Here is a 17,728-nt window from a genome sequence, read left to right as displayed (position 1 = left end):
GCATGCGCGTCCTTGATATCGAGCCACTGACAGCGGCGGCATTCGCGCCATACGGTGATGTGATTGAGGCGTCGACCACTGCGCAGCAGATACCCATCAACTATGGCAACACCATACGTTTCCACGACCTCGCGAAGCTTGAGCTGACCAGCGGCGGTGGCCAGGCAGGGGTCAGCATCTTTCGCTCGACACCCTTGCCGTTGCCGATCACGGTAAAGATGATGGAATATCATCCGAAGTCCTCGCAGGCATTTGTGCCGTTATCTGCCAGCCCCTATTTAGTGGTGGTCGCAGAAAAAGGTGACTTTGACGCGGGCAAGCTGCGTGCCTTCAGGGCGGAGCCCGGACAGGGCATAAACTATTACGCCGGTACGTGGCACCACTTCAGCCTCGCGCTCGGCGAGGTGAGCGATTTTCTGGTGATTGACCGTATCGCGGATGACCACAACTGCATCGAACATCACTTGAGTGCGGATGAGCAGGTTGTGCTCACCCTCTCGACAGCCTGATCAGCCCCATTTTGGCTAACATTGATGCGATCATCGCTGTGTCAGCTGCGGGTATGCCCATGACCCGCGCAAAGGTAGCAACATCAATATCGACCGAATCACCAATCACATGGAGGGCTCTTTCCGCAAATGTAGCGCTGGGCAGAATGGCTTTGGCGTAGCTGAAGGTGTCGAGTGCGAGATAGCGGGCGTAGGCGTCCCCCGGGTCGCTGGCCAACAGGGTCAGACGTGTACTGCTGTCAACGGCATGGCTGGGATAACTCGCGAAGGCTTTATAGGGGTCCATGCGCGTGGGGGCGGCTTTCGGCGCGGTGCGCACCTGATCACTTTGAGCGCCTGCCGCACGGATGCTGGCAAGTTCTGCCCACAGCGCTTGATACTGCTTGTAGACCACCGCCCAGTCATATGTTGCTTGTGCACGTTTCTTCCCGGCTTCACCCAGTTTTTGTCGAAGCCCGGGTTGTTCAACGAGGGCGGTTAGGCGGTCCGTGAGGGCGGACGGGTCTACCGCGACCGTCTGGCAGGTATAGCCGCAGTAGCGGTCATAACTATCGGTGCCAGCTTCATAGCGCGCGGCAAAATGGTGCACATTGTCATTTTCGAGGGTCCAGGTCGGTATACGGAAGCCAACCTGTCCGTCCGGTACGGTGTCCTTGTAACCGTCCCAATCACTGACCACGACAGGCAACCCCGCCGCCATGGCCTCAATGGGGGTGATACCGAACGTTTCCTGAAAATTGTCGGAGAGCGAAGCAAATATATCGGCAGCGGCCCAGCTGGCGTTGCGTGATTTCGGGTTTTTACCGTCCGTGAAGAGGCATCTTACGCTGGGGCACACCTTCCTCGCGGCGGTCTGGAAAGCCTGGCCAATTTCTTTGTTGGCAAACCAGCCACATTGAACAAGGACAATGTTGCGCCCTGTTTTTTGGGCAACCTCTTCCAGCGCCAGCATCATGGCGTGGGGATGGGCCTTTGCGTGATAGGAGAGGCGCCCGACAAAGAGGACAACAATGTCGTCCTCGCCAATTTGCAACTCGGCGCGGGCCTTGGCGCGGTCTTCGGCAGTGAAGTTAAAATCTTCACACTGGATGCCAAGGGGAATTACAGGTAGACGCGGCAGGTCGAGTTTTACGTCGTGGCCGAACCTCCAGCGCAGTAGCTCCATTTGCTCAGTCATCACGGTGTTGACTGTGCCTTTGGCGGCATTTGAAGTACAGATAAGCGCATCCCACGGCATGACCGGCGCCGTCAGCAATGATGCAACAGCATCCATCGCACCGTGGCTGGCTGTGGTGTGTGTGATGCCGCAGATGCTGAAGGCATCAATACCCACGCGCAAGCGCTGGCTGGCATAGTGGTCCAGGTTGGGGCCGGGAAGATACAGGGTACCTACATCCCTTAGCTTACCTATTTTCAGCGTGGGGCACCATGCGGTCTTCACCCCTGCATCAATAGACCTGGCAAGCGTGTTAAAGGCCTGTGCCGCGCGTTCACTGGCTGTCAGGCACCATAGTGGGGCATCGCCGGCCTGGGCCACTGCCGCGCGCAGGAAGCTGTTGCCAGCGGCCTGCCGGCCCATGATTTTATCGCCGGTGACGACATATCCGTCTGGTTCGAAATAGATTGCAGCGTTGGGCATGGTGCTCATAAAGTCATTTCCCGTTGGTCAAAACTCAGGCGGTCACAATAGGGCGCAGTGTTTAACCAACCGGTATGCTTTGGCAAGGCGGGAGTATAATTTTATACGCTGGCAGGCTCTGAGCCGCGTGCGGGGCGCCACATCAACCACATGGGCGGGCAGCCGGGCGCTGGCGTAACCTCGCGCTCCACTTCAAAGCCATGGTTCTGGTAAAAGGCGATGTTCTCCCGCTTTGAGTTCTCGAGATAGGCTGGCAGGCCGCTTCTGTCGACTTCGCGCAAGGCTTCGCGCATGAGTACACCGCCTATCCCTTTGCCCTGCAGGCGTGGGGTTACGGCGATGGCAAACAGATAATAGTGAGGGGGGCGGCCTTTGCGGTTTGTGGTCATGAAACAGTCGATCGCCAGCGAATGCCGAATGCCGGTAAGGCCCCCGTATCGCAAGATGGAATAAACCAGCGACAGGTTGCCTGTTCCGTAGGTTTTAGTGGTACCAGGCGGCAACCAGAGGGTACCTGCCAGCCCGTCCTCCGTGCAATGTCCGAAGCCCTTGGGAAGAAACAGATGTTTCGCCATGGTGGTGAAGGCGGGCTGCATTGCACCGCCGCCGTTGAACGCCCACAGGTTTACCGCATCGTCAGCAAAGCCGTCGGCGATGATGCGGCCGATAAGGTCGCTTTCATGGTTGTGCAACTTTCTGACGTTGGCCATGGCCTGCCCTGAATATGAAATTATTTCATATTTAAGTGTGCCACCAATCACGGACCGGCTCAAGTGGCAAGGCCGTGGCGATGTCAGCCCCGACGGGTATCTTCGATCAATTTCCGGGTATTGCGGTCACGCACAACCATGATGGCCCACACGGCGAGGATTACCCACATGATGAAACCGGCGCCAAAGAGGGCAAGCACCCACGCCAGAATCCAGATGGCAGTAGCCAAAATGAACTGAAAGGGCTTGCCGCACAGCAGCAGCGCAAGCGGTGGAAGCAGCAGCGCAATAAGGTACAACATATTTCCCCTCCATCGGGCGGTGATCAGATCTGCGGCAGGTCTTCCTCAAGAACACAGATAGACATGGCGTAGGATACTTCGCCTTCGTCCTCGTCCCGGTAAACAACGCCCAGAAACTCCTCACCCAGAACGACTTCCACGGAATCCGGCGCCTTCGGCCGGCGAACCAGCTTTAGCATGTTGTTGTTGAATTTGGCCTGCAGGTAGGCCTGTAGCCGGGCAATCTCATTCGGGGTCACTGCTTGCTCCTTGCGAATCTGGTGTTTGCCATGGTTTATCGAAGGCAAGCGGCGCAATGCAAGCAAAACCGGACTTCGAACCACGCATGGCAGGAATTTTGGCCTTAAAGGCTTGTTAATCTGATATAATTATTAACAATGCGGAATACACTGCACATAGAAGAAGATTTATGACGAGCGATCAAGACGACTATTCGTACGCAGAAGATGAAGAACTGGTAGAACAGTTCCTGACCTGGACAGGGGAGGCTGTGCAGGAACTGCGCGGCCTTGTGGATTCCCTTGACGGCAGCGAAGACGGCAAGTCGGACTCCGCAGACCGCATGTATGATCTTGGCCATAATATCAAAGGCATGGGCACCAGCTTCAATTTTGACCTGATGACCACGGTGGGCACATCGCTTTGCCGCTATATCAAGCATACCGAAGGGCATCTCAGTCCACGTGCGCTTGATGCGCATGTGCGTATTTTCGAGGTTGTGCTTGCGAATAAAATCATGGGGGATGGCGGTGAAAAAGGCAGCGCGCTCGAAAAGCGCCTGAACGAGATTATCGCTGAAGAGAGCTAGGTGGCCCCGGCTCATTTGTTCACTTTTTGTTCTTGATTGTTGCGAAACAGGCATTGCTTTGCAATCATTTCTCCCGATTCGAAATTCGGGGGAGGATAGCGTGACCAGCACTGATCTTGTGACGCGGGGCGCCATGCGCTTTTTGCTTGACCTTGGCTATGCGCCAATGACGGAAGTTTCCCTTACCAACAGACGCCGTGCGGACATCGTCGCGCTTGATCGCCGTGGGCGCACCATCATTGTTGAGGTGAAATCGTGTCTTGCCGATTTTCGCTGCGACGGCAAATGGCAGGAATATCTCGACTATTGCGAGGAATTTTATTTTGCCGTTGATGCCGCTTTCCCGCGTGAGGTGTTGGAAGAGGCCACGAGTTTGCCTGAAGCAACCGGTGTTATGCTTGCGGATGCTTATGGTGCCGAAATTATACGACCTGCGTCCGCCCGGCCAGTGAATGCGGCGCGACGGAAAACGTTGATTCTGAAGATGGCGCGACTCGGCGCAATGCGCCTCTCTGATGCGGTCAGGCCGCTTGCGGGGGCGCCCCGGATTACAAGCCTTCTTTAATCATTAATCAGTTACCTTCTTTGACAACCTCGGTGTAGCCATACCAGCGTTCGCGCCCACCCTTATTCTCAAGGATATTCTGCAACGCGGCTACGGTGCGGCGTTCATATTTTTTCCCGGCGTCGCCGTTGAGGATATCCAGTGCCTTGTCAAACCCAAGCCCCGGCCGGTGCGCCCGGGCGGAGACCATGCCGACAAAGGCATTGGCGACAGACAGGATGCGTGCGCCCGGTTCGATCTCATCGCCTTTTTTGCCGTCAGGTTCGCCGCTTCCGTCCCAGTTCTCCCGCATCTGGCCAAGCGTCGCAGCAACAGGCCCCTTGAAATCGAGCCCGGCGACAAGGCTTGCCCCTTTTTGCATGCTGTCCCGTACCAGCGCAAACTCCTCATCCGTGAGTGCGCTTTGTTTTGTCAGAATCTCGGTCGGCACAAATATCTTGCCCAGATTCACAAGCTGACCTGCAATGCGCACGCTCTCAGCGCCTTCCGTTTCCCAGCCCCTCTCAAGCGCAATCGTCGAGGCCACGTCCGCAACCCGCTCCGAATGGTGTTTGCTCCATGGGTCCCGGGCATCGATGATCTGTGTCAACGTGCTAACGAGCTGTTTGAAAAGGGTCTCAGATTGCTCCTTGGCCGCCACCAGCGAGGAGATATCCTGCATAACCAGCAAGGTGTTGGCGTGTTTATCTCCGGCGGCATCAAGAGGTAGAAGCTGGGTCTGGTAAATGCGATCTGTACCAGCGATGGGTAAGCGCAGTTGCAACTCTGTTGACGTGCCATTTGCCGCACCCTTGACACCGGCGCGCAGTTTTTCTGCGATCTCGCTGGTGAATGCTGTATCCAGCCTGCGGTCTGTCAGGTCGGTGACGGGCAGATCAATAACTTCTCCAAGCTTGCGGTTCGCGAACCTTACCGTCAGGTCATCGTCAAGCGCTGCGATCGCCGTGGGCTGGCTATCACTGACAGATTGCAGAAAACGGCTTAGTCCCTCGTTTTGTGCTGAAAGTGCGGCTTGTTCCCTGTAGCTGGCCTCAAGCCGGCGCGATACGCCATGACGCCACGCGAGCACAAGGCCCGCAAGCACGAACAGCGCGGCCAGTGACAAGGTGATGATCAGGCTGTTGCGCCGTTCATTGATCTCGGCGAGTGCCTCAGCGCCGCTGATGGTGCGCACCAGCACCCATGGCACGGGAGCAGACAGTTCACGTCCGGTGACCAGCACCTTTGTCCCGGCATAATTGTCATGGATGTCAAATGCCCCGGGCCTGCCAGCAGCAAACGAGGCAGCCTGGTCGACGCGGGGCTCACCAACGCGGCCCCCTTCAGCCAGCGGCGTCAGCGGTGTCACCAGTTCCCCTTCACCGCGTGTGACGATGTAGGTTTCTGCGGTCTTGCTGGCCGCGCCCGGTTGGTCGAGCGTTTTCAGGAAATCGCCATCAAGCGGTCGGGCGCCAATGACCCAGTTCACGTTGTCATTATCGCCTGAGAGGCCTTCATCTGCCATAACAGGCGCCCCGAAAATCACCAGGGGCGTCTTGTCTTCAAGCTGGGGACCAATGGCAATAAAAGAGCGCCGGGACATGGCTGGCCACTCCCCGGGGCGCAGCACAGGCATGCCGCTTGTCGCGACGAGCGCACTACCGTCGCTGCGCAGAATAGCGAGCCCGGCGCGTTGTGGTCGTTTGACATTGGCAGCCAGTTGGTCGATTGCCGTTTTTTCGTGAAAACCCTCCCGCTCAGCTGCGGCCGAAAGCAGGGCAAAGACGTAACCACGCTGGCCTTCCGCCGCTTCGGGCATATCATCCATGCTGCCGCCTGCGTATAGCTGAATAGTTGCGTCTCCCGCCAGTTCTTCCACGCTGGAAAGGTAGCGGTTAAGCCAAGCGGAAACTTCGGTTGCGCGGCTGTCGGCAACAAGGTTAAGCCGATCCTCCCAGCGGGCCATGTTTTGCTCGGCTTCCGATTCCGCAAATTTGAGAATCGCAAGAAAGCCCAAAATTGCAACACCGATAATGACGATGCCTGCCAGTAAGATGGAATTATTGTTACCCTTGTCGCCCGCCATATATGGCCCCCTGTTTCAACGGCTTTCCATCTCTTTTAGCCCATGTGTCCGCCCCTGGGAACATCGAGCTTTGACGGAAGTTACTTGGAACATGAAAATCATCCCATTATGTTAACGGCTCTGCCTGCGGGCTCAATCATTTTTCGGTGCGGGAATTTATGCGTCGCCTAACTTGCCTTATTTTGATTTTGGCGTCTTTTGTACTGCTGCCCTCCTTGGGCGACGTGCAGGCACAGATCAGCCGGGGGCTGTTCGGCAGCATGGAAATCCGGTCCACCAACATGACAAAGTTCGGTAAGTGGACCGAAATGTGGCGGCGTTATAACTTGCCGCGCAACCCGCCGTCCGAGGTGAAGCGCACGGCGCAAGACCGATGCCGTGGTTTGGGACGCATCCAGTGTAGCCGGGAAGCATGGGATGACTTTATCGCAGCCAACACGGATACGCAAAAGCGTATCCTGCTCGATAAGGTGAACGCCTATATGAACAAGGCTGCCTATATCGTGGACCCGGTCAACTGGGGCATTCCAGACTATTGGGCCACGCCAGACGAATTTTTCCTCAAGGACGGTGACTGCGAAGACTATGCCATCAGTAAATACATCACCTTGAAGCGCCTCGGTTTCGATCCGGATTCCATGCGACTCGTGATCCTTCAGGATGAAAACCTGAATGTTGCCCACGCCGTTTTGGCTGTAACCCTTGGTGACGACACATTCATTCTGGACAATCAGATTGATGCGGTCTTGCCAGACAGTCAGATTCTGCACTACAGGCCGGTATACTCAATAAACGAATCCGCGTGGTGGCTGCACCGGGTCAGGAAGTTTTCAGGTTAAATTAACAAATTCCCCTATAAGATGCGCACGCTAGTGGCAGGGGAATGATGGGCTGGAAAAAATCACGTGAGTAAAGACGTTACCGCACTTGACCGTATGGTCGATTATGTGAAGCAACTGCGGCGCCACACGGAAGGGCGCCGGGCGGTTCATATTCGGCTGTCCGCGCTTGAGCGGCACTTCAGGGAAGAACATTATCGCTTGTTTGCGGCTTCGGCGCTGCGCAATGTCATTACGCGATTCGGCGCGACGATGTTTGCATTGCCGAATACCGACCTTGTGCTGATTACCAAGGATGCCCGTGTCGATGATATTGACCCCGCTCTTAATGCGATTCGCCGCAAATTGCGCGATTCGGCGCTGATTGCTTCGCTTGATCCGGTTCAGGGGAGCAGTGATGAATTTGTGGTCTGGTTTGATATCGAAGACTCTTATGATGACTTCAAAGACTATGTCGAGCAGTTGTCGGCTTTGCTGCAGCTTGGCGAATCAGCGCAGGAAGCGGAAAGCCAGGCGCTGGAGGCGCCTCGCAAAGGCCGTTTGAAGCGACCCTCACAGCAGGATATTCCAGTGACTGTTCGCCGGTCCAGCCATGTGCGGATGATGCCGGTTACACCGATGCCCAAGGAAAAAAGCGACACGCATCTGGACCCGGATTTGTTGCTGACATTGACCAAAGCCCTACAGGGTGCGGATGTAGCGGGCCTCTTACGCAAACAGTTTGTGAAAGCCATATTGGGCAGTGCCCCGCCGATGCCGGTGCTCGAGCATAAATTTGTGCCTCGGCCGCTTGTTTATCAGACTTTGCTGACAAGCCGTGTTTTGTCAGAAAACCGTTGGCTTTGTGGCTATCTTGATGATCACCTCGGCCGGCAGATTTTAGCCTCAACCCCGGCAATGGGGAACGAGATTTCGCTGGCGTCCAGTATTAAGGTAACAAGCGCCTCGGTCCTTTCAGGGGCTTTTGATGCTTTTGAAAAATCGCTGGGCAAACACCCGCGGTCCAAGATTGTACTGGAATTTGGCGCGGTGGACATCATGTCCAACCCCGTTGATTATCAGGAAGCCAGTCGCCATGTGCTCGCGCTCGGGTACCGAATATCGGTAGGCGATTTGCACCCGCTTGCCTTTCTTGCGCTTGACGTGGAGCCAATGCAGGCAGCGTTTGTGAAAATTCTCAAACCTGTTGGCACCAATGCGGACTGGTTGAACAGCAAAACCGAAACCGCCATCCAGAACAAGATCGAACGGATAGGCAAGGCGCGGGTTATTCTCGACGGCTGTGAAGAGACGACGGATATCGACCTTGGTCACCTGCTTGGCATTACCCTGTTCCAGGGCCATGCCGTCGACCCCATGGTCGAGGCCTGATCGCTGATACCAATTATTGCGGGGAGCGTTTGGCGAGAATGCGCTGCAACGTTCGCCTGTGCATGTTCAATCTGCGCGCGGTTTCTGATACGTTGCGGTCACACATTTCGTAAACACGCTGGATATGTTCCCATTTTACCCGGTCGGCGGACATGGGGTTGTCAGGCAATGGCGGCATCTGGCCTTCGGGGGTCAGCAGCGCGGCTGCAATCTGATCAGGGTCCGCGGGTTTGGCCAGAAAGTCCACGGCACCTGCCTTCACGGCGGCGACAGCGCTTGCAAGGTTGCCGTAACCGGTGAGGATAATGATGCGCATATCGGCGCGCATCTGCCTGAGGGAGGGCACGAGGTCTAGGCCGTTGCCGTCCTGAAGTTTCATATCAAGGACAGCGTAGCGCGGTTTGTTGTGGGCGGCGAGAAGCGCGCCTTCTTCGATGCCTTCCGCCGCGAATACCGTAAAGCCACGGCGCTCCATCGACAGGGTTAACCTGTTGCGAAACGACTTGTCGTCCTCGACAATCAGAAGGGTTTTTTCCAAAGTTTTTGCAGCGGTATCTGTCATGATCCATCCTTTGCTGATGGGACTATTGTGTTTTTGTTTTCAAGGGCGGCGCGGGGCCACTCGATCAATATTTCCGCCCCGCCTGTCGCTCCAGTGCCAAACTCGACCGATGCGCCAGTGCGCTCAAGTAGGGTTTTGGCAATAAAAAGGCCCAGTCCAAGGCCACCATCGCGGCCTGGGGTCGGGTGCCTGGTCGTCACATAGGGTTCGCCAAGGCGCCGGATGATTTGGGGGTCAAAGCCCGGCCCGTCGTCGACAATGGTAACCGAAACCGTGTCACTGTCCCAGCCCGCGCTCACCTGCACCTTGCTGTCAGCGTAGCCGACGGCGTTTTCAATGATGTTGCGAACGGCGTGAATGAACTCCGGCGTTCTTTTCACGCGAAGATGGTCAACGCCTGCTGCGACATAGTCAATCCTGACGCCGCGTTCTTCGTGCGGAGCCGCCGCCTCGCGCAGCAAAGCTTCAAGTTCAGTTTCTGTAAAGTGGCTTGCGGACCCGGCTTTCCGGTGTTCGCGCAGCTGTGCGAGGATATCGCGGCAGCGGCTGGTCTCCGCCACTATAAGCTCAAGGTCCGTGCGGGTGACGTCATCTCCCTGCCAGGTGTCTAGCAGTTCCCTTGCGGCGAGCAAAATGGTGCCAAGCGGCGTGCCCAGTTCGTGCGCAGCGGCGGCAGCGAGCGTGCCCAACGCTGCGAGCCTTTGCTCCTGTTCCAGCGCGGCTTGGGTGGCCGCCAATGCGCGTGCCCGGTGCCGGCCTTCACGGCCCACTCGCGCCATATAGAGCGCAAGGAAAACGAGGGTGAAGCATAATGCCACCCAGATACCCGCCAGCAGCACCGGCGGCAGGTGTGGTGGCGCCCCTTTCCATGGCAATGAAAAGGGGGTGAAGGCGAGCGCCGTCACGAGAATAAGCGAAATGGCGATCAGGAATTTGGTACTGCGTTGCCCAAGGATGGAGGCCGACACGCTTGTGGGTGCCAGCATCAACAGGACAAACGGGTTGGCAAGGCCACCAGTGACAAAGAGCAGAAGCGACAGATGGACGAGGTCGAAGGCAAGGTGCGCTGCCGATTGTTTTTCGTCCAGCCGCGTATTGGTATCGGCGCGAAACGAAAACCACAGGTTCAATAGCGCGGACATGAGCACGATAGGAACTGTCAGGTGGACGTGCAGATCAAAACCCAGGCCCCAGCCGACCACGACCATGGCCAGCAATTGGCCGGCAACCGCCATCCAGCGAATAAGCACGAGCGTACCCAGGCGGACCCCGCCGCCATGGGGCGTCTCGAGGTCAACAAGGATGAGTTCGTCGGTTTCCCTGTCACTGTGTGGCATTGTCCTGCCCTCAGAGTTTGCCGGTCTGCACAAGTAATAGACCCGCGCTTGCCATCAGCATAGCCAGCAGTGTCAGGCTGCCGGCAGCTAGTATGTACAAGGTGGTCGTCCTGAGATCTCCGGCAACCAGTTGCGCGCGTCCAGCTTCGGGGCCTATCCAACCACCACCGCTTCCCTTTCGATCAAACGCGAATGAGAAGTTCAATGCATATGCCACAGTTGAAAGCGGTATGAACCGCGACAAAATGCCCCGAAAGGCGGGTAGGCTGGAACTGATGAGGCCTCGAACTGCGCTCAGGTTGGTGCCGGGCACCAAAACAGGCGCGAGCGAGAAGATCAATGAGGCGGTGATGGCGCCGGGTAAGGCAAGGAGATCGAACAGTGGTACAAACGTGCGGTGAAAAACGGATTCGGGTCTGGCCGCACCGCTTGCCTCCCGCTCGCCAAGAGTGGTGGCCAGAAACCGGAAGGGCAACAGCAGGCTGAATCCGCCCACAGCAAACAGCAGCAGGTTGCAGACCCAGTCACGCACATGCACCATTGCCAGCGTCTCAGCCGCGCCGCGAATCACATGCGGTTTGGCACCTTCCTGCTGTGCGACGGCTTTCAATTCATCCCAGCAGGACCGGATGCCAATCGACCTGGCCAGCACCAACGCAGAGAGCGGCGCACCAACATAGGCAATATCACCCAGTTTGTTCAGCGTGCCGCCCAGAAGGCACATCAAGGGCAAGAGCACGATTTGCACAATGATTGCGCGCATACGCAAGGTCGCTGCACTACGATTTAGCCGATTTAGCCGACGCTCAACGGGGGTGCAAACACCACCCAGCAGGTCGTCTACATGTGGCAGCTTGCCCAGAAGGGACTTGCCGCCGAAAAGCAGATCAAGAAGCAGCCCGAGCCCAAACAGCAGGATCCAGCCCAGATAAGGTGTTGCTGCCAGCCCGTTAATAAGTGGCCCCCGCATCTTCCAGCGCCTTGACGAGCCGACGGTTGCGATCGAGCTTGGCGTATTCCAGCGCTGTTTTGCCGGTGAGATCTTGCACGTTGGGGTCCGCACCGGCGTCCAGCAATACCTGCACGGCTTTGGTTTTGCGGCTGCGCACTGCTTTGATAAGCGGTGTTTCCTGTGCGATATCTGCGCGGTTGGGGTCTGCTTTGTAGGACAGCAAAAGCTGGATGCCCGTGCTATCGCCTGCAATAGAGCGCATCATCAGGGCGGTTACCCCGCGTGTACGGTCAGCAATGTCTGGGGTGGCGTTATAGTCAAGCAACAGCTTCATCATGGCCAGATTGCCTTTTTCAGCGGCAATGAGCAGGGCAGGCGTGTGGTCGCTGCGACGACGGGTGTCAGGGGTGACGCCTTTGGCCAGAAGTTCCGTGGCTTTGTTGATGTCGTCGTCTTCCACCGCTTTCAGCAAATCATACTGCGGATTAATCGCCATCGCCGGGCTGATCGCCACGCCGAAGCCGAGTGTAAGACAGACAAGCATCAGGGTGCGTTTGATCGCCAACATTTAAGGAACTCCGTTTTCAATTGTTTGTCATGCGATGATAAAATTGCCGCATGCAAGGTGACATATGCTCCGCATATTTCTATAACATCCCCATGATCACAAGTCCTAAGGCCCTGTTTTTGGCCTTTGGTGCGATCAATTTATGGAGATGTGGTATGAAAGTGATACGCATAGTGGCCTGGGCAGCCGTCGTTGCAGTAGCAGTTTTTCTATTAGCCCAACGCTTCGCAACAAGTCGGGAGGCCGGGGATCGCCTCGGCGGCGATTTCACGCTGACCTCCAACACCGGTGAGAAAGTCTCCAATCGCGATTTTCGTGGCAGGTATATGCTGATCTATTTTGGCTATAGCTTTTGCCCGGATGTCTGTCCGCTCGAACTGGCGAAGATGACCCTGGGACTGAATGAGCTGGAAAAGGAAGGTTATAATACCACGCCACTCCAGCCGATTTTTATCAGCATTGACCCGGAACGCGATACGGTTTCAGCGCTTGATGACTACGTACAGGATTTTCATCCACGCCTTGTGGCGCTGACCGGTACACTGGAAGAAATACAGGATGTTGCCAAAAAATATCGGGTATATTTCAAGAAACGCAAACAGGACGGCGTTGAGGGCTATCTGATGGATCACCAATCCTTTATATTTGTCATGGGGCCGGATGGTGACTATGTGCGTCTGTTTTCCGCCAAAGACAAACCGGAGGATATCGCGTCCGCGTTTCGGCCGGTACTTGAAAAGACACGTTGATGCCATTTTGGAAGGAAAAGTCGCTGGAGGAGATGACCCGCGAGGAGTGGGAAAGCCTGTGCGACGGGTGCGGCAAGTGCTGCCTGCACAAACTTGAGGATGAAGACACCGGCGAAATCCATTTCACCGATATCGCGTGTCGTTTTCTCGACCCCAAAGATATCACCTGCGGTAAATATATGGTGCGTCAGCGGTATGTGGGCAACTGTGTGGTCATGAGCCCGGACCTTCTGGAGAAATTGCCCTGGATGCCTTCAACTTGTGCTTACCGCCTCTTATATGAGGGTAAGGATCTCCACGCGTGGCATCCGCTGGTTTCTGGTCGCCGGGACAGCGTGCATGAAGCGGGACAATCGGTGAAAGGCCGCGCGGTCGATGAACGTGTGGCCGGGGACTATGAGGACCATTTGGTCGATTGGCCAGCCTGATGGCGGGGCGAAGGGGGTAAATCATGTTCAGTGCCTTAATGGCATCCATCTTTCAGGTTTTTATTCCGGTGGCGATTACGGCGTATCTGCTGATTGGCTGGATGTTATATTCAGGCAAGCTGGAACCGTTTGGTGATCGGAAGGACCTGGACGCCAAGCTGAAGGCGCTTAAGAAAACCCGCAAGGAAAAAAAAGAGAAAGAAACCAACTTTGCGCTGAAAAAATGGATGACCTTTGGCGGCGGCTTTTATGGTACCGCAGCTTTTTACACCTATATTGCCATCGAGTTAAAAGAAGTTTTTACCTTTATCGGCAAGGTGCTTGATCCCGCCAACTGGCATTTCAGTATCACCCTCGAACTGTTCATAAACTTTTTCATCAACAGCATCATGAACTTTGTGTCCGCGCTTTTGTGGTTCCAGTATTGGGACAGCGGGGATCGTAACGATATCTGGATCAATTTCATTACCGCGTATCTGGGTTATATGGTCGGCACGAAGCTCGCGAATATTCATCTGGCGGAAGATGTAGGGCACCCGCAGCTATGGCGCTGGTTAAAAAGTTGGCGTGGGAGAAGGACGCAGGCGCGTGCTGAAGCTGAAAGCGATTGAGCCGGAAAGCGTAACCCTTGCGGGCGAGAATGTGCCTGTGCGTATTCGCCGCAGCGCGGCCGCCAAACGCATGATCCTTCGCATCTGCGACGTCTCGGGCGATGTGAAAGTCACCTTGCCGAAACGGACGTCCATCCGGGCAGCCAGTCGTTTCATCGCGGAACATACCGGCTGGCTGGAGAAAACACGCGCCGCCATGCCTGTAGCCGAGCAGGTAACAGATGGCTACACCATTCATTATCGTGGGCAGCCGTGCGCGCTGGTGTTTTCAGGCCAGGCACCTCGCAAGGTCGCCGTGGGCGACGGCACGATTGTGGTGGGTGGGCCGGTAGATCTGGCACCAAAACGGTTGCTCAACTGGCTTAAAACGGAAGCGCGGCAGCAGCTCGACCTATGCGCCAGCCATCACGCGGCTACACTGGGTGTCAGTTATGCTCGTATCGGGATTGGCGATATGCGCAGCCGGTGGGGCAGTTGTTCCAGCGCCCGTACGCTCAAGTTCAACTGGCGCTTGATCATGGCGCCTGATGATGTGCTTGACTATGTTGCCGCGCACGAAGTGGCTCATCTGCTGGAGATGAACCACAGCCCGCGTTTCTGGGCCCATGTCATGAAATGCTGCCCTGAATTTGACCGGCAGCGCAAGTGGCTCAGGACTGGTCCGGGGCAGGCCCTGATGAAGGTGCGGTTTGACTGAGTCCCTTAGGCCGGTAAAAAAGACCCATTTTCAGGCTTTCGGCGATGCGGTTCGCCCGTTCGCAGGCATGCTTTGCCTGATCATCTGGCAACGTATCTGCCGCCGCTTCACTGAACAACGCCAGCCAATCGGTAAACTGATGCTCCCGCAGTGCATCGATTTTCCGGTGTACTTCAAACGGGTTGCCACGGTAGAGCGTGCCGCCCCCCAGCATGGTTATCCAGAAGTCAGTCAGCCGCTCCATATGTGCGTCCCAATCGCTGCCCAGATGGTGCTCGAAGATGGGTCCAAGCTCATGGTGCTTCCGCAGGCGTGCGTAGAACGCCACAACAAAAGCATGGATGACGGCACGGTCCGGCGATGTTGGTTTGCTATCTGCGGGCATATGACCTCTTTTGATATCTTTCCATATGGCACCCCGGCTGACGGACCACAAGGCGGTGCGCGTTATGCCGCATTGAGATTCACCGCGTTGCGATAGCCCAGCGACGCACAAGGCAAGCAAAGGCATTTTGTTTTGTTGCGATATCTTCCTGGTCCCTGAAATCCACCACACCTCGGTCCGGCTTTATCCATCTGGCGAGCCTGTCCGGGTCATCAAAACTGAAACCCTCACGCGTTTTGGCCCTCGCCCCGCAGTGCAATATCACCTGCACCTGTGCCTTCGGTTGCAGCCGCATGGTGATGCGGTCGTCGCCATCGATACAAAAGCTGGGGGCGTTCCATTTCACCTGTTCGGTAAGTTCTTCGTGCGCCGCAAGTATGGGCTGGCGCACAACGTTGATATCTGCCATCCGTGGGTGTGTGAGGGCAGCAAGAAACTTGTCGACAGCAGTTGAAAAACCAGCGGGCATGATGGCTGACACTGTTTCCGGTTTTATAGTCATTCTTCAGTGTGAATATAGTGGCTGGTCAGTTGCCGAACAAGCGGCTGAGGAAGCTCTTTTTCTTCTGCTTCTTGAGGTCTTCATGTTTGTCTTCGTCCCTGGCTGCCGCCATGAACAGACTAGAATCAGCGAGGAGCGGCCGCACGGGTGCGCCTGCGTGCGCCTCGATCATGAAGTCCGCCCAAACGCGTGCAGGCAGGCTACCGCCGGTGACACCTTTCATCGGTGTACTGTCATCGTTGCCCACCCAAACAGCAGCTGTCATGTCGCTGGTGAAGCCGGCAAAAACCGCATCTCGGCTGTCCTGCGATGTGCCTGTTTTGCCGCCCACAGGCCGGTCGATCCGGGCATTTTTGCCTGAACCCCATTCAACCGCCCCTTTGAGCATATCGGCCATTTCTTCCACCACTTTGTGGGTGAGGACGGCACGTGGGTTCATAGGGGTGCGGCGGTAAACCACCTGACCCTCAAGGGTGGTGATTTCAACAATGCCGTAGGGGTGGGCTTCAAACCCGCCGTTGGCGACGGCGGCATAGGCACCAGCGAGGTCCAGAAGCTTTACCTCCTCTGTGCCTAGCGGCAGGCTCGCGAGAGGCATGACAGGCGTGCTGATGCCAAGGCGTTTTGCCATGCCTGCGACCCGTTCCCGACCAGCTTGTTCTGATACCTGCACCGCGACAGTATTTATGGACCGCGCGAAGGCTTCGCGCACTTCCATCTCGCCGCTGAATAATCCGGTATAGTTTTTGGGCGACCAGCCATCGATATTGATCTCATGGTCGATATATTTGTCGTCGGGTTCGATACCGGCTTCCAGCCCTGCGAGATAGGAAAACAGCTTGAACGCAGACCCGGGTTGCCTCAACGCCTGTACCGCCCGGTTATACTGGCTTTTACCATAATCGAACCCGCCAACCATGCCGCGCACCGCGCCGTCGTGGTCAAGCGCAACGATAGCGCCCTGAGTTGCTCCGCGTTTTGCGCCCTCATTCCTGAGACCGCGTTCAAGCGCCATGGCGGCCGCGCGCTGCACCCCGGGGTCAAGCGTGGTGTATATGACCAGCGACTTCCCGCGTGATCCGGCGGCGACACGGTCCGCCTCCGTTAAAACCCAGTCAGTGAAATAGCGGACATCGCGGCCTGAGACGGTGCCGATGATGCGGGGCGGTTGGCCTTTGATTTTTTCGGCCGCTTCCTGCGTCAGGGCGCGGGTGTTGGCCATCGCACTCAACACAACCTGCGCCCGGGTCCAGGCGCCCTCCGGATTGATATGGGGAGCAAGGCTTGACGGGGCCTTCACCAGTCCGGCCAGCATGGCTGATTCCGCCACCGACAGCGTTGTAGCGCTGTGGCCAAAAAATTTGCGGGAGGCTGCGTCGATGCCGTACGCGCCGCCGCCGAAATAAACCCTGTTCAGATACAGGGTAAGGATCTGTTCCTTGGTGAATTTCTGCTCCAGCCAGAAGGCGAGCAACAGTTCCTGTGCCTTGCGTTTGAGGGTGCGTTCGTTGGAGAGGAAAAGGTTTTTCGCCAGTTGCTGTGTGATTGTGCTGCCACCGGCGCGCACTCGCCCAGCCTGCACATTTGACAGAACAGCGCGCGCAAGGCCGCGAAAATCGATACCGCCATGCTCGAAGAAGTGCCGATCCTCGACCGCCATAAAGGCACGCACAAGTGCATCTGGTGCTTCGCTTGCCCGAATCCAGTCGCCATAGATCGGGCCTTGTGTCACCAGCGTGGCGCCGTTGGCAGCCTTGATTACCACTGCCTGATCTGCGGCGCCTGGTGCCGGCAGGTTATCGAGGTCGGGCAGGTCAAGGGCGAGGAAGGCAAGTGTGACAAGCCCCAGCATGAAGGCCCATACCGAGGCAACAGATAGGCCATAGATGACCCGTTTCACCCTTGGCTTTTTGGGTGCAGTCGTCTCTTCGGACTGTACAGCCAGTTTCTTCCGCGCGGGCCCTTTTGCTTTGGCCGCCAGCTTTTTGGCATGTTTTTTCGGGGTTGGTTTTTTACTCACGCGAGTGTGGTCCTCTTTACCTCTGCTGCTCTTTTAGCATGGCGTGCAATTGGGGCAAAGTTACGAAAGCTTTATTTTTGGCGGCTCGGCGCAGTTTGATATTTTAATC

Annotated in this window: 21 protein-coding genes; 9 read left to right on the top strand and 12 right to left on the bottom strand. The window is 56.4% G+C overall.

Going from position 1 to position 17,728, the window contains the following annotated elements; genetic code table 11:
• Positions 1 to 2 precede the first annotated feature (2 nt).
• Positions 3 to 509, top strand: a complete 507-nt coding sequence (locus OEU85_RS14485) for an ureidoglycolate lyase (protein WP_262693027.1) — start codon at positions 3 to 5, stop codon at positions 507 to 509.
• Here OEU85_RS14485 and OEU85_RS14480 read toward each other — a convergent pair.
• The 4 genes from OEU85_RS14480 to OEU85_RS14465 form a co-directional block, all read right to left on the bottom strand.
• Positions 490 to 2,157 carry a glycosyltransferase family 4 protein gene (locus OEU85_RS14480; RefSeq protein WP_262692224.1) on the bottom strand — a complete coding sequence of 556 codons (1,668 nt, stop codon included), beginning with the start codon at positions 2,155 to 2,157 and terminating at the stop codon, positions 490 to 492. The genes OEU85_RS14485 and OEU85_RS14480 overlap by 20 nt on opposite strands.
• A 92-nt stretch (positions 2,158 to 2,249) precedes the next feature.
• The gene (locus tag OEU85_RS14475; RefSeq protein WP_262692223.1) at positions 2,250 to 2,858 is read right to left on the bottom strand and encodes a GNAT family N-acetyltransferase; all 609 of its coding nucleotides are present in this window, start codon (positions 2,856 to 2,858) and stop codon (positions 2,250 to 2,252) included.
• An 83-nt stretch (positions 2,859 to 2,941) separates the two neighbouring features.
• Positions 2,942 to 3,160, bottom strand: a complete 219-nt coding sequence (locus tag OEU85_RS14470; protein WP_262692222.1) for a hypothetical protein — start codon at positions 3,158 to 3,160, stop codon at positions 2,942 to 2,944.
• 23 nt (positions 3,161 to 3,183) lie between these two features.
• Positions 3,184 to 3,399 carry a DUF3126 family protein gene (locus OEU85_RS14465; protein WP_262692221.1) on the bottom strand — a complete coding sequence of 72 codons (216 nt, stop codon included), beginning with the start codon at positions 3,397 to 3,399 and terminating at the stop codon, positions 3,184 to 3,186.
• 170 nt (positions 3,400 to 3,569) lie between these two features.
• On the opposite strand from OEU85_RS14465, the gene OEU85_RS14460 reads away from it, so the two are divergent.
• Together OEU85_RS14460 and OEU85_RS14455 are read left to right on the top strand one after the other, a co-directional pair.
• Positions 3,570 to 3,968, top strand: a complete 399-nt coding sequence (locus OEU85_RS14460) for a hypothetical protein (protein WP_262692220.1) — start codon at positions 3,570 to 3,572, stop codon at positions 3,966 to 3,968.
• 100 nt (positions 3,969 to 4,068) lie between these two features.
• Complete coding sequence (locus OEU85_RS14455) at positions 4,069 to 4,533, top strand: MmcB family DNA repair protein (protein WP_262692219.1); 465 nt, start codon at positions 4,069 to 4,071, stop codon at positions 4,531 to 4,533.
• Between the two features lie 7 nt (positions 4,534 to 4,540).
• Here OEU85_RS14455 and OEU85_RS14450 read toward each other — a convergent pair whose 3' ends face one another.
• Positions 4,541 to 6,598, bottom strand: coding sequence for an HD-GYP domain-containing protein (locus OEU85_RS14450; RefSeq protein WP_262692217.1), 2,058 nt, complete (start codon positions 6,596 to 6,598; stop codon positions 4,541 to 4,543).
• A 158-nt stretch (positions 6,599 to 6,756) separates the two neighbouring features.
• Between OEU85_RS14450 and OEU85_RS14445 the strand changes: the two genes are divergently transcribed.
• Both OEU85_RS14445 and OEU85_RS14440 read left to right on the top strand, forming a co-directional pair.
• Entirely contained in the window at positions 6,757 to 7,437 is a 681-nt protein-coding gene (locus OEU85_RS14445; protein WP_262692216.1) for a transglutaminase-like cysteine peptidase, read from the top strand.
• A gap of 66 nt (positions 7,438 to 7,503) precedes the next feature.
• Complete coding sequence (locus OEU85_RS14440) at positions 7,504 to 8,808, top strand: hypothetical protein (RefSeq protein WP_262692215.1); 1,305 nt, start codon at positions 7,504 to 7,506, stop codon at positions 8,806 to 8,808.
• Positions 8,809 to 8,821: 13 nt separating this feature from the next.
• On the opposite strand, the gene OEU85_RS14435 is transcribed toward OEU85_RS14440, so the two are convergent.
• From OEU85_RS14435 to OEU85_RS14420, 4 genes are read right to left on the bottom strand one after another with little or no spacing between them, the layout of a single operon-like run.
• The gene (locus OEU85_RS14435) at positions 8,822 to 9,370 is read right to left on the bottom strand and encodes an ActR/PrrA/RegA family redox response regulator transcription factor (RefSeq protein WP_262692214.1); all 549 of its coding nucleotides are present in this window, start codon (positions 9,368 to 9,370) and stop codon (positions 8,822 to 8,824) included.
• Positions 9,367 to 10,707: an ActS/PrrB/RegB family redox-sensitive histidine kinase gene (locus tag OEU85_RS14430; protein ID WP_262692213.1), complete on the bottom strand. Its 1,341-nt coding sequence runs from the start codon at positions 10,705 to 10,707 to the stop codon at positions 9,367 to 9,369. The genes OEU85_RS14435 and OEU85_RS14430 overlap by 4 nt, the downstream gene beginning before the upstream one ends.
• Positions 10,708 to 10,717: 10 nt before the next feature.
• Entirely contained in the window at positions 10,718 to 11,677 is a 960-nt protein-coding gene (locus OEU85_RS14425) for a hypothetical protein (RefSeq protein WP_262692212.1), read from the bottom strand.
• Positions 11,658 to 12,227 (bottom strand): ankyrin repeat domain-containing protein, encoded by a 570-nt coding sequence (locus OEU85_RS14420; RefSeq protein WP_262692211.1) that lies wholly within the window; start codon positions 12,225 to 12,227, stop codon positions 11,658 to 11,660. The genes OEU85_RS14425 and OEU85_RS14420 overlap by 20 nt, the downstream gene beginning before the upstream one ends.
• A gap of 155 nt (positions 12,228 to 12,382) precedes the next feature.
• Between OEU85_RS14420 and OEU85_RS14415 the strand changes: the two genes are divergently transcribed.
• The 4 genes from OEU85_RS14415 to OEU85_RS14400 are packed head-to-tail and all read left to right on the top strand — an operon-like array spanning position 12,383 to position 14,712.
• A complete protein-coding gene (locus OEU85_RS14415) occupies positions 12,383 to 12,976 on the top strand; it encodes an SCO family protein (RefSeq protein WP_262692210.1) in 594 nt (197 codons plus the stop codon).
• The gene (locus OEU85_RS14410) at positions 12,976 to 13,404 is read left to right on the top strand and encodes a YcgN family cysteine cluster protein (RefSeq protein ID WP_262692209.1); all 429 of its coding nucleotides are present in this window, start codon (positions 12,976 to 12,978) and stop codon (positions 13,402 to 13,404) included. The genes OEU85_RS14415 and OEU85_RS14410 overlap by 1 nt, the downstream gene beginning before the upstream one ends.
• 23 nt (positions 13,405 to 13,427) lie before the next feature.
• Positions 13,428 to 14,015, top strand: a complete 588-nt coding sequence (locus tag OEU85_RS14405; protein ID WP_262692208.1) for a hypothetical protein — start codon at positions 13,428 to 13,430, stop codon at positions 14,013 to 14,015.
• Complete coding sequence (locus OEU85_RS14400; RefSeq protein WP_262692207.1) at positions 13,993 to 14,712, top strand: M48 family metallopeptidase; 720 nt, start codon at positions 13,993 to 13,995, stop codon at positions 14,710 to 14,712. Before OEU85_RS14405 ends, OEU85_RS14400 begins: the two co-directional genes overlap by 23 nt.
• Here OEU85_RS14400 and OEU85_RS14395 read toward each other — a convergent pair.
• The 3 genes from OEU85_RS14395 to OEU85_RS14385 all read right to left on the bottom strand — a co-directional run bounded on the left by OEU85_RS14395 (position 14,666) and on the right by OEU85_RS14385 (position 17,619).
• On the bottom strand, positions 14,666 to 15,097 hold the full coding sequence (locus OEU85_RS14395) for a group III truncated hemoglobin (protein WP_262692206.1): 432 nt from the start codon (positions 15,095 to 15,097) through the stop codon (positions 14,666 to 14,668). The two genes, OEU85_RS14400 and OEU85_RS14395, sit on opposite strands and share 47 nt — an antisense overlap.
• 79 nt (positions 15,098 to 15,176) lie before the next feature.
• Positions 15,177 to 15,599: a DUF1801 domain-containing protein gene (locus tag OEU85_RS14390; protein ID WP_262692205.1), complete on the bottom strand. Its 423-nt coding sequence runs from the start codon at positions 15,597 to 15,599 to the stop codon at positions 15,177 to 15,179.
• 25 nt (positions 15,600 to 15,624) lie between these two features.
• Entirely contained in the window at positions 15,625 to 17,619 is a 1,995-nt protein-coding gene (locus OEU85_RS14385; protein ID WP_262692204.1) for a transglycosylase domain-containing protein, read from the bottom strand.
• Positions 17,620 to 17,728 lie beyond the last annotated feature (109 nt).

Source organism: Kordiimonas aestuarii (genome assembly GCF_025574465.1).
Classification (GTDB): Bacteria; Pseudomonadota; Alphaproteobacteria; order Sphingomonadales; family Kordiimonadaceae; genus Kordiimonas; species Kordiimonas aestuarii.
Note: the sequence above shows the minus strand (reverse complement) of the source record. Positions and strands in the feature narration are given on the sequence as shown.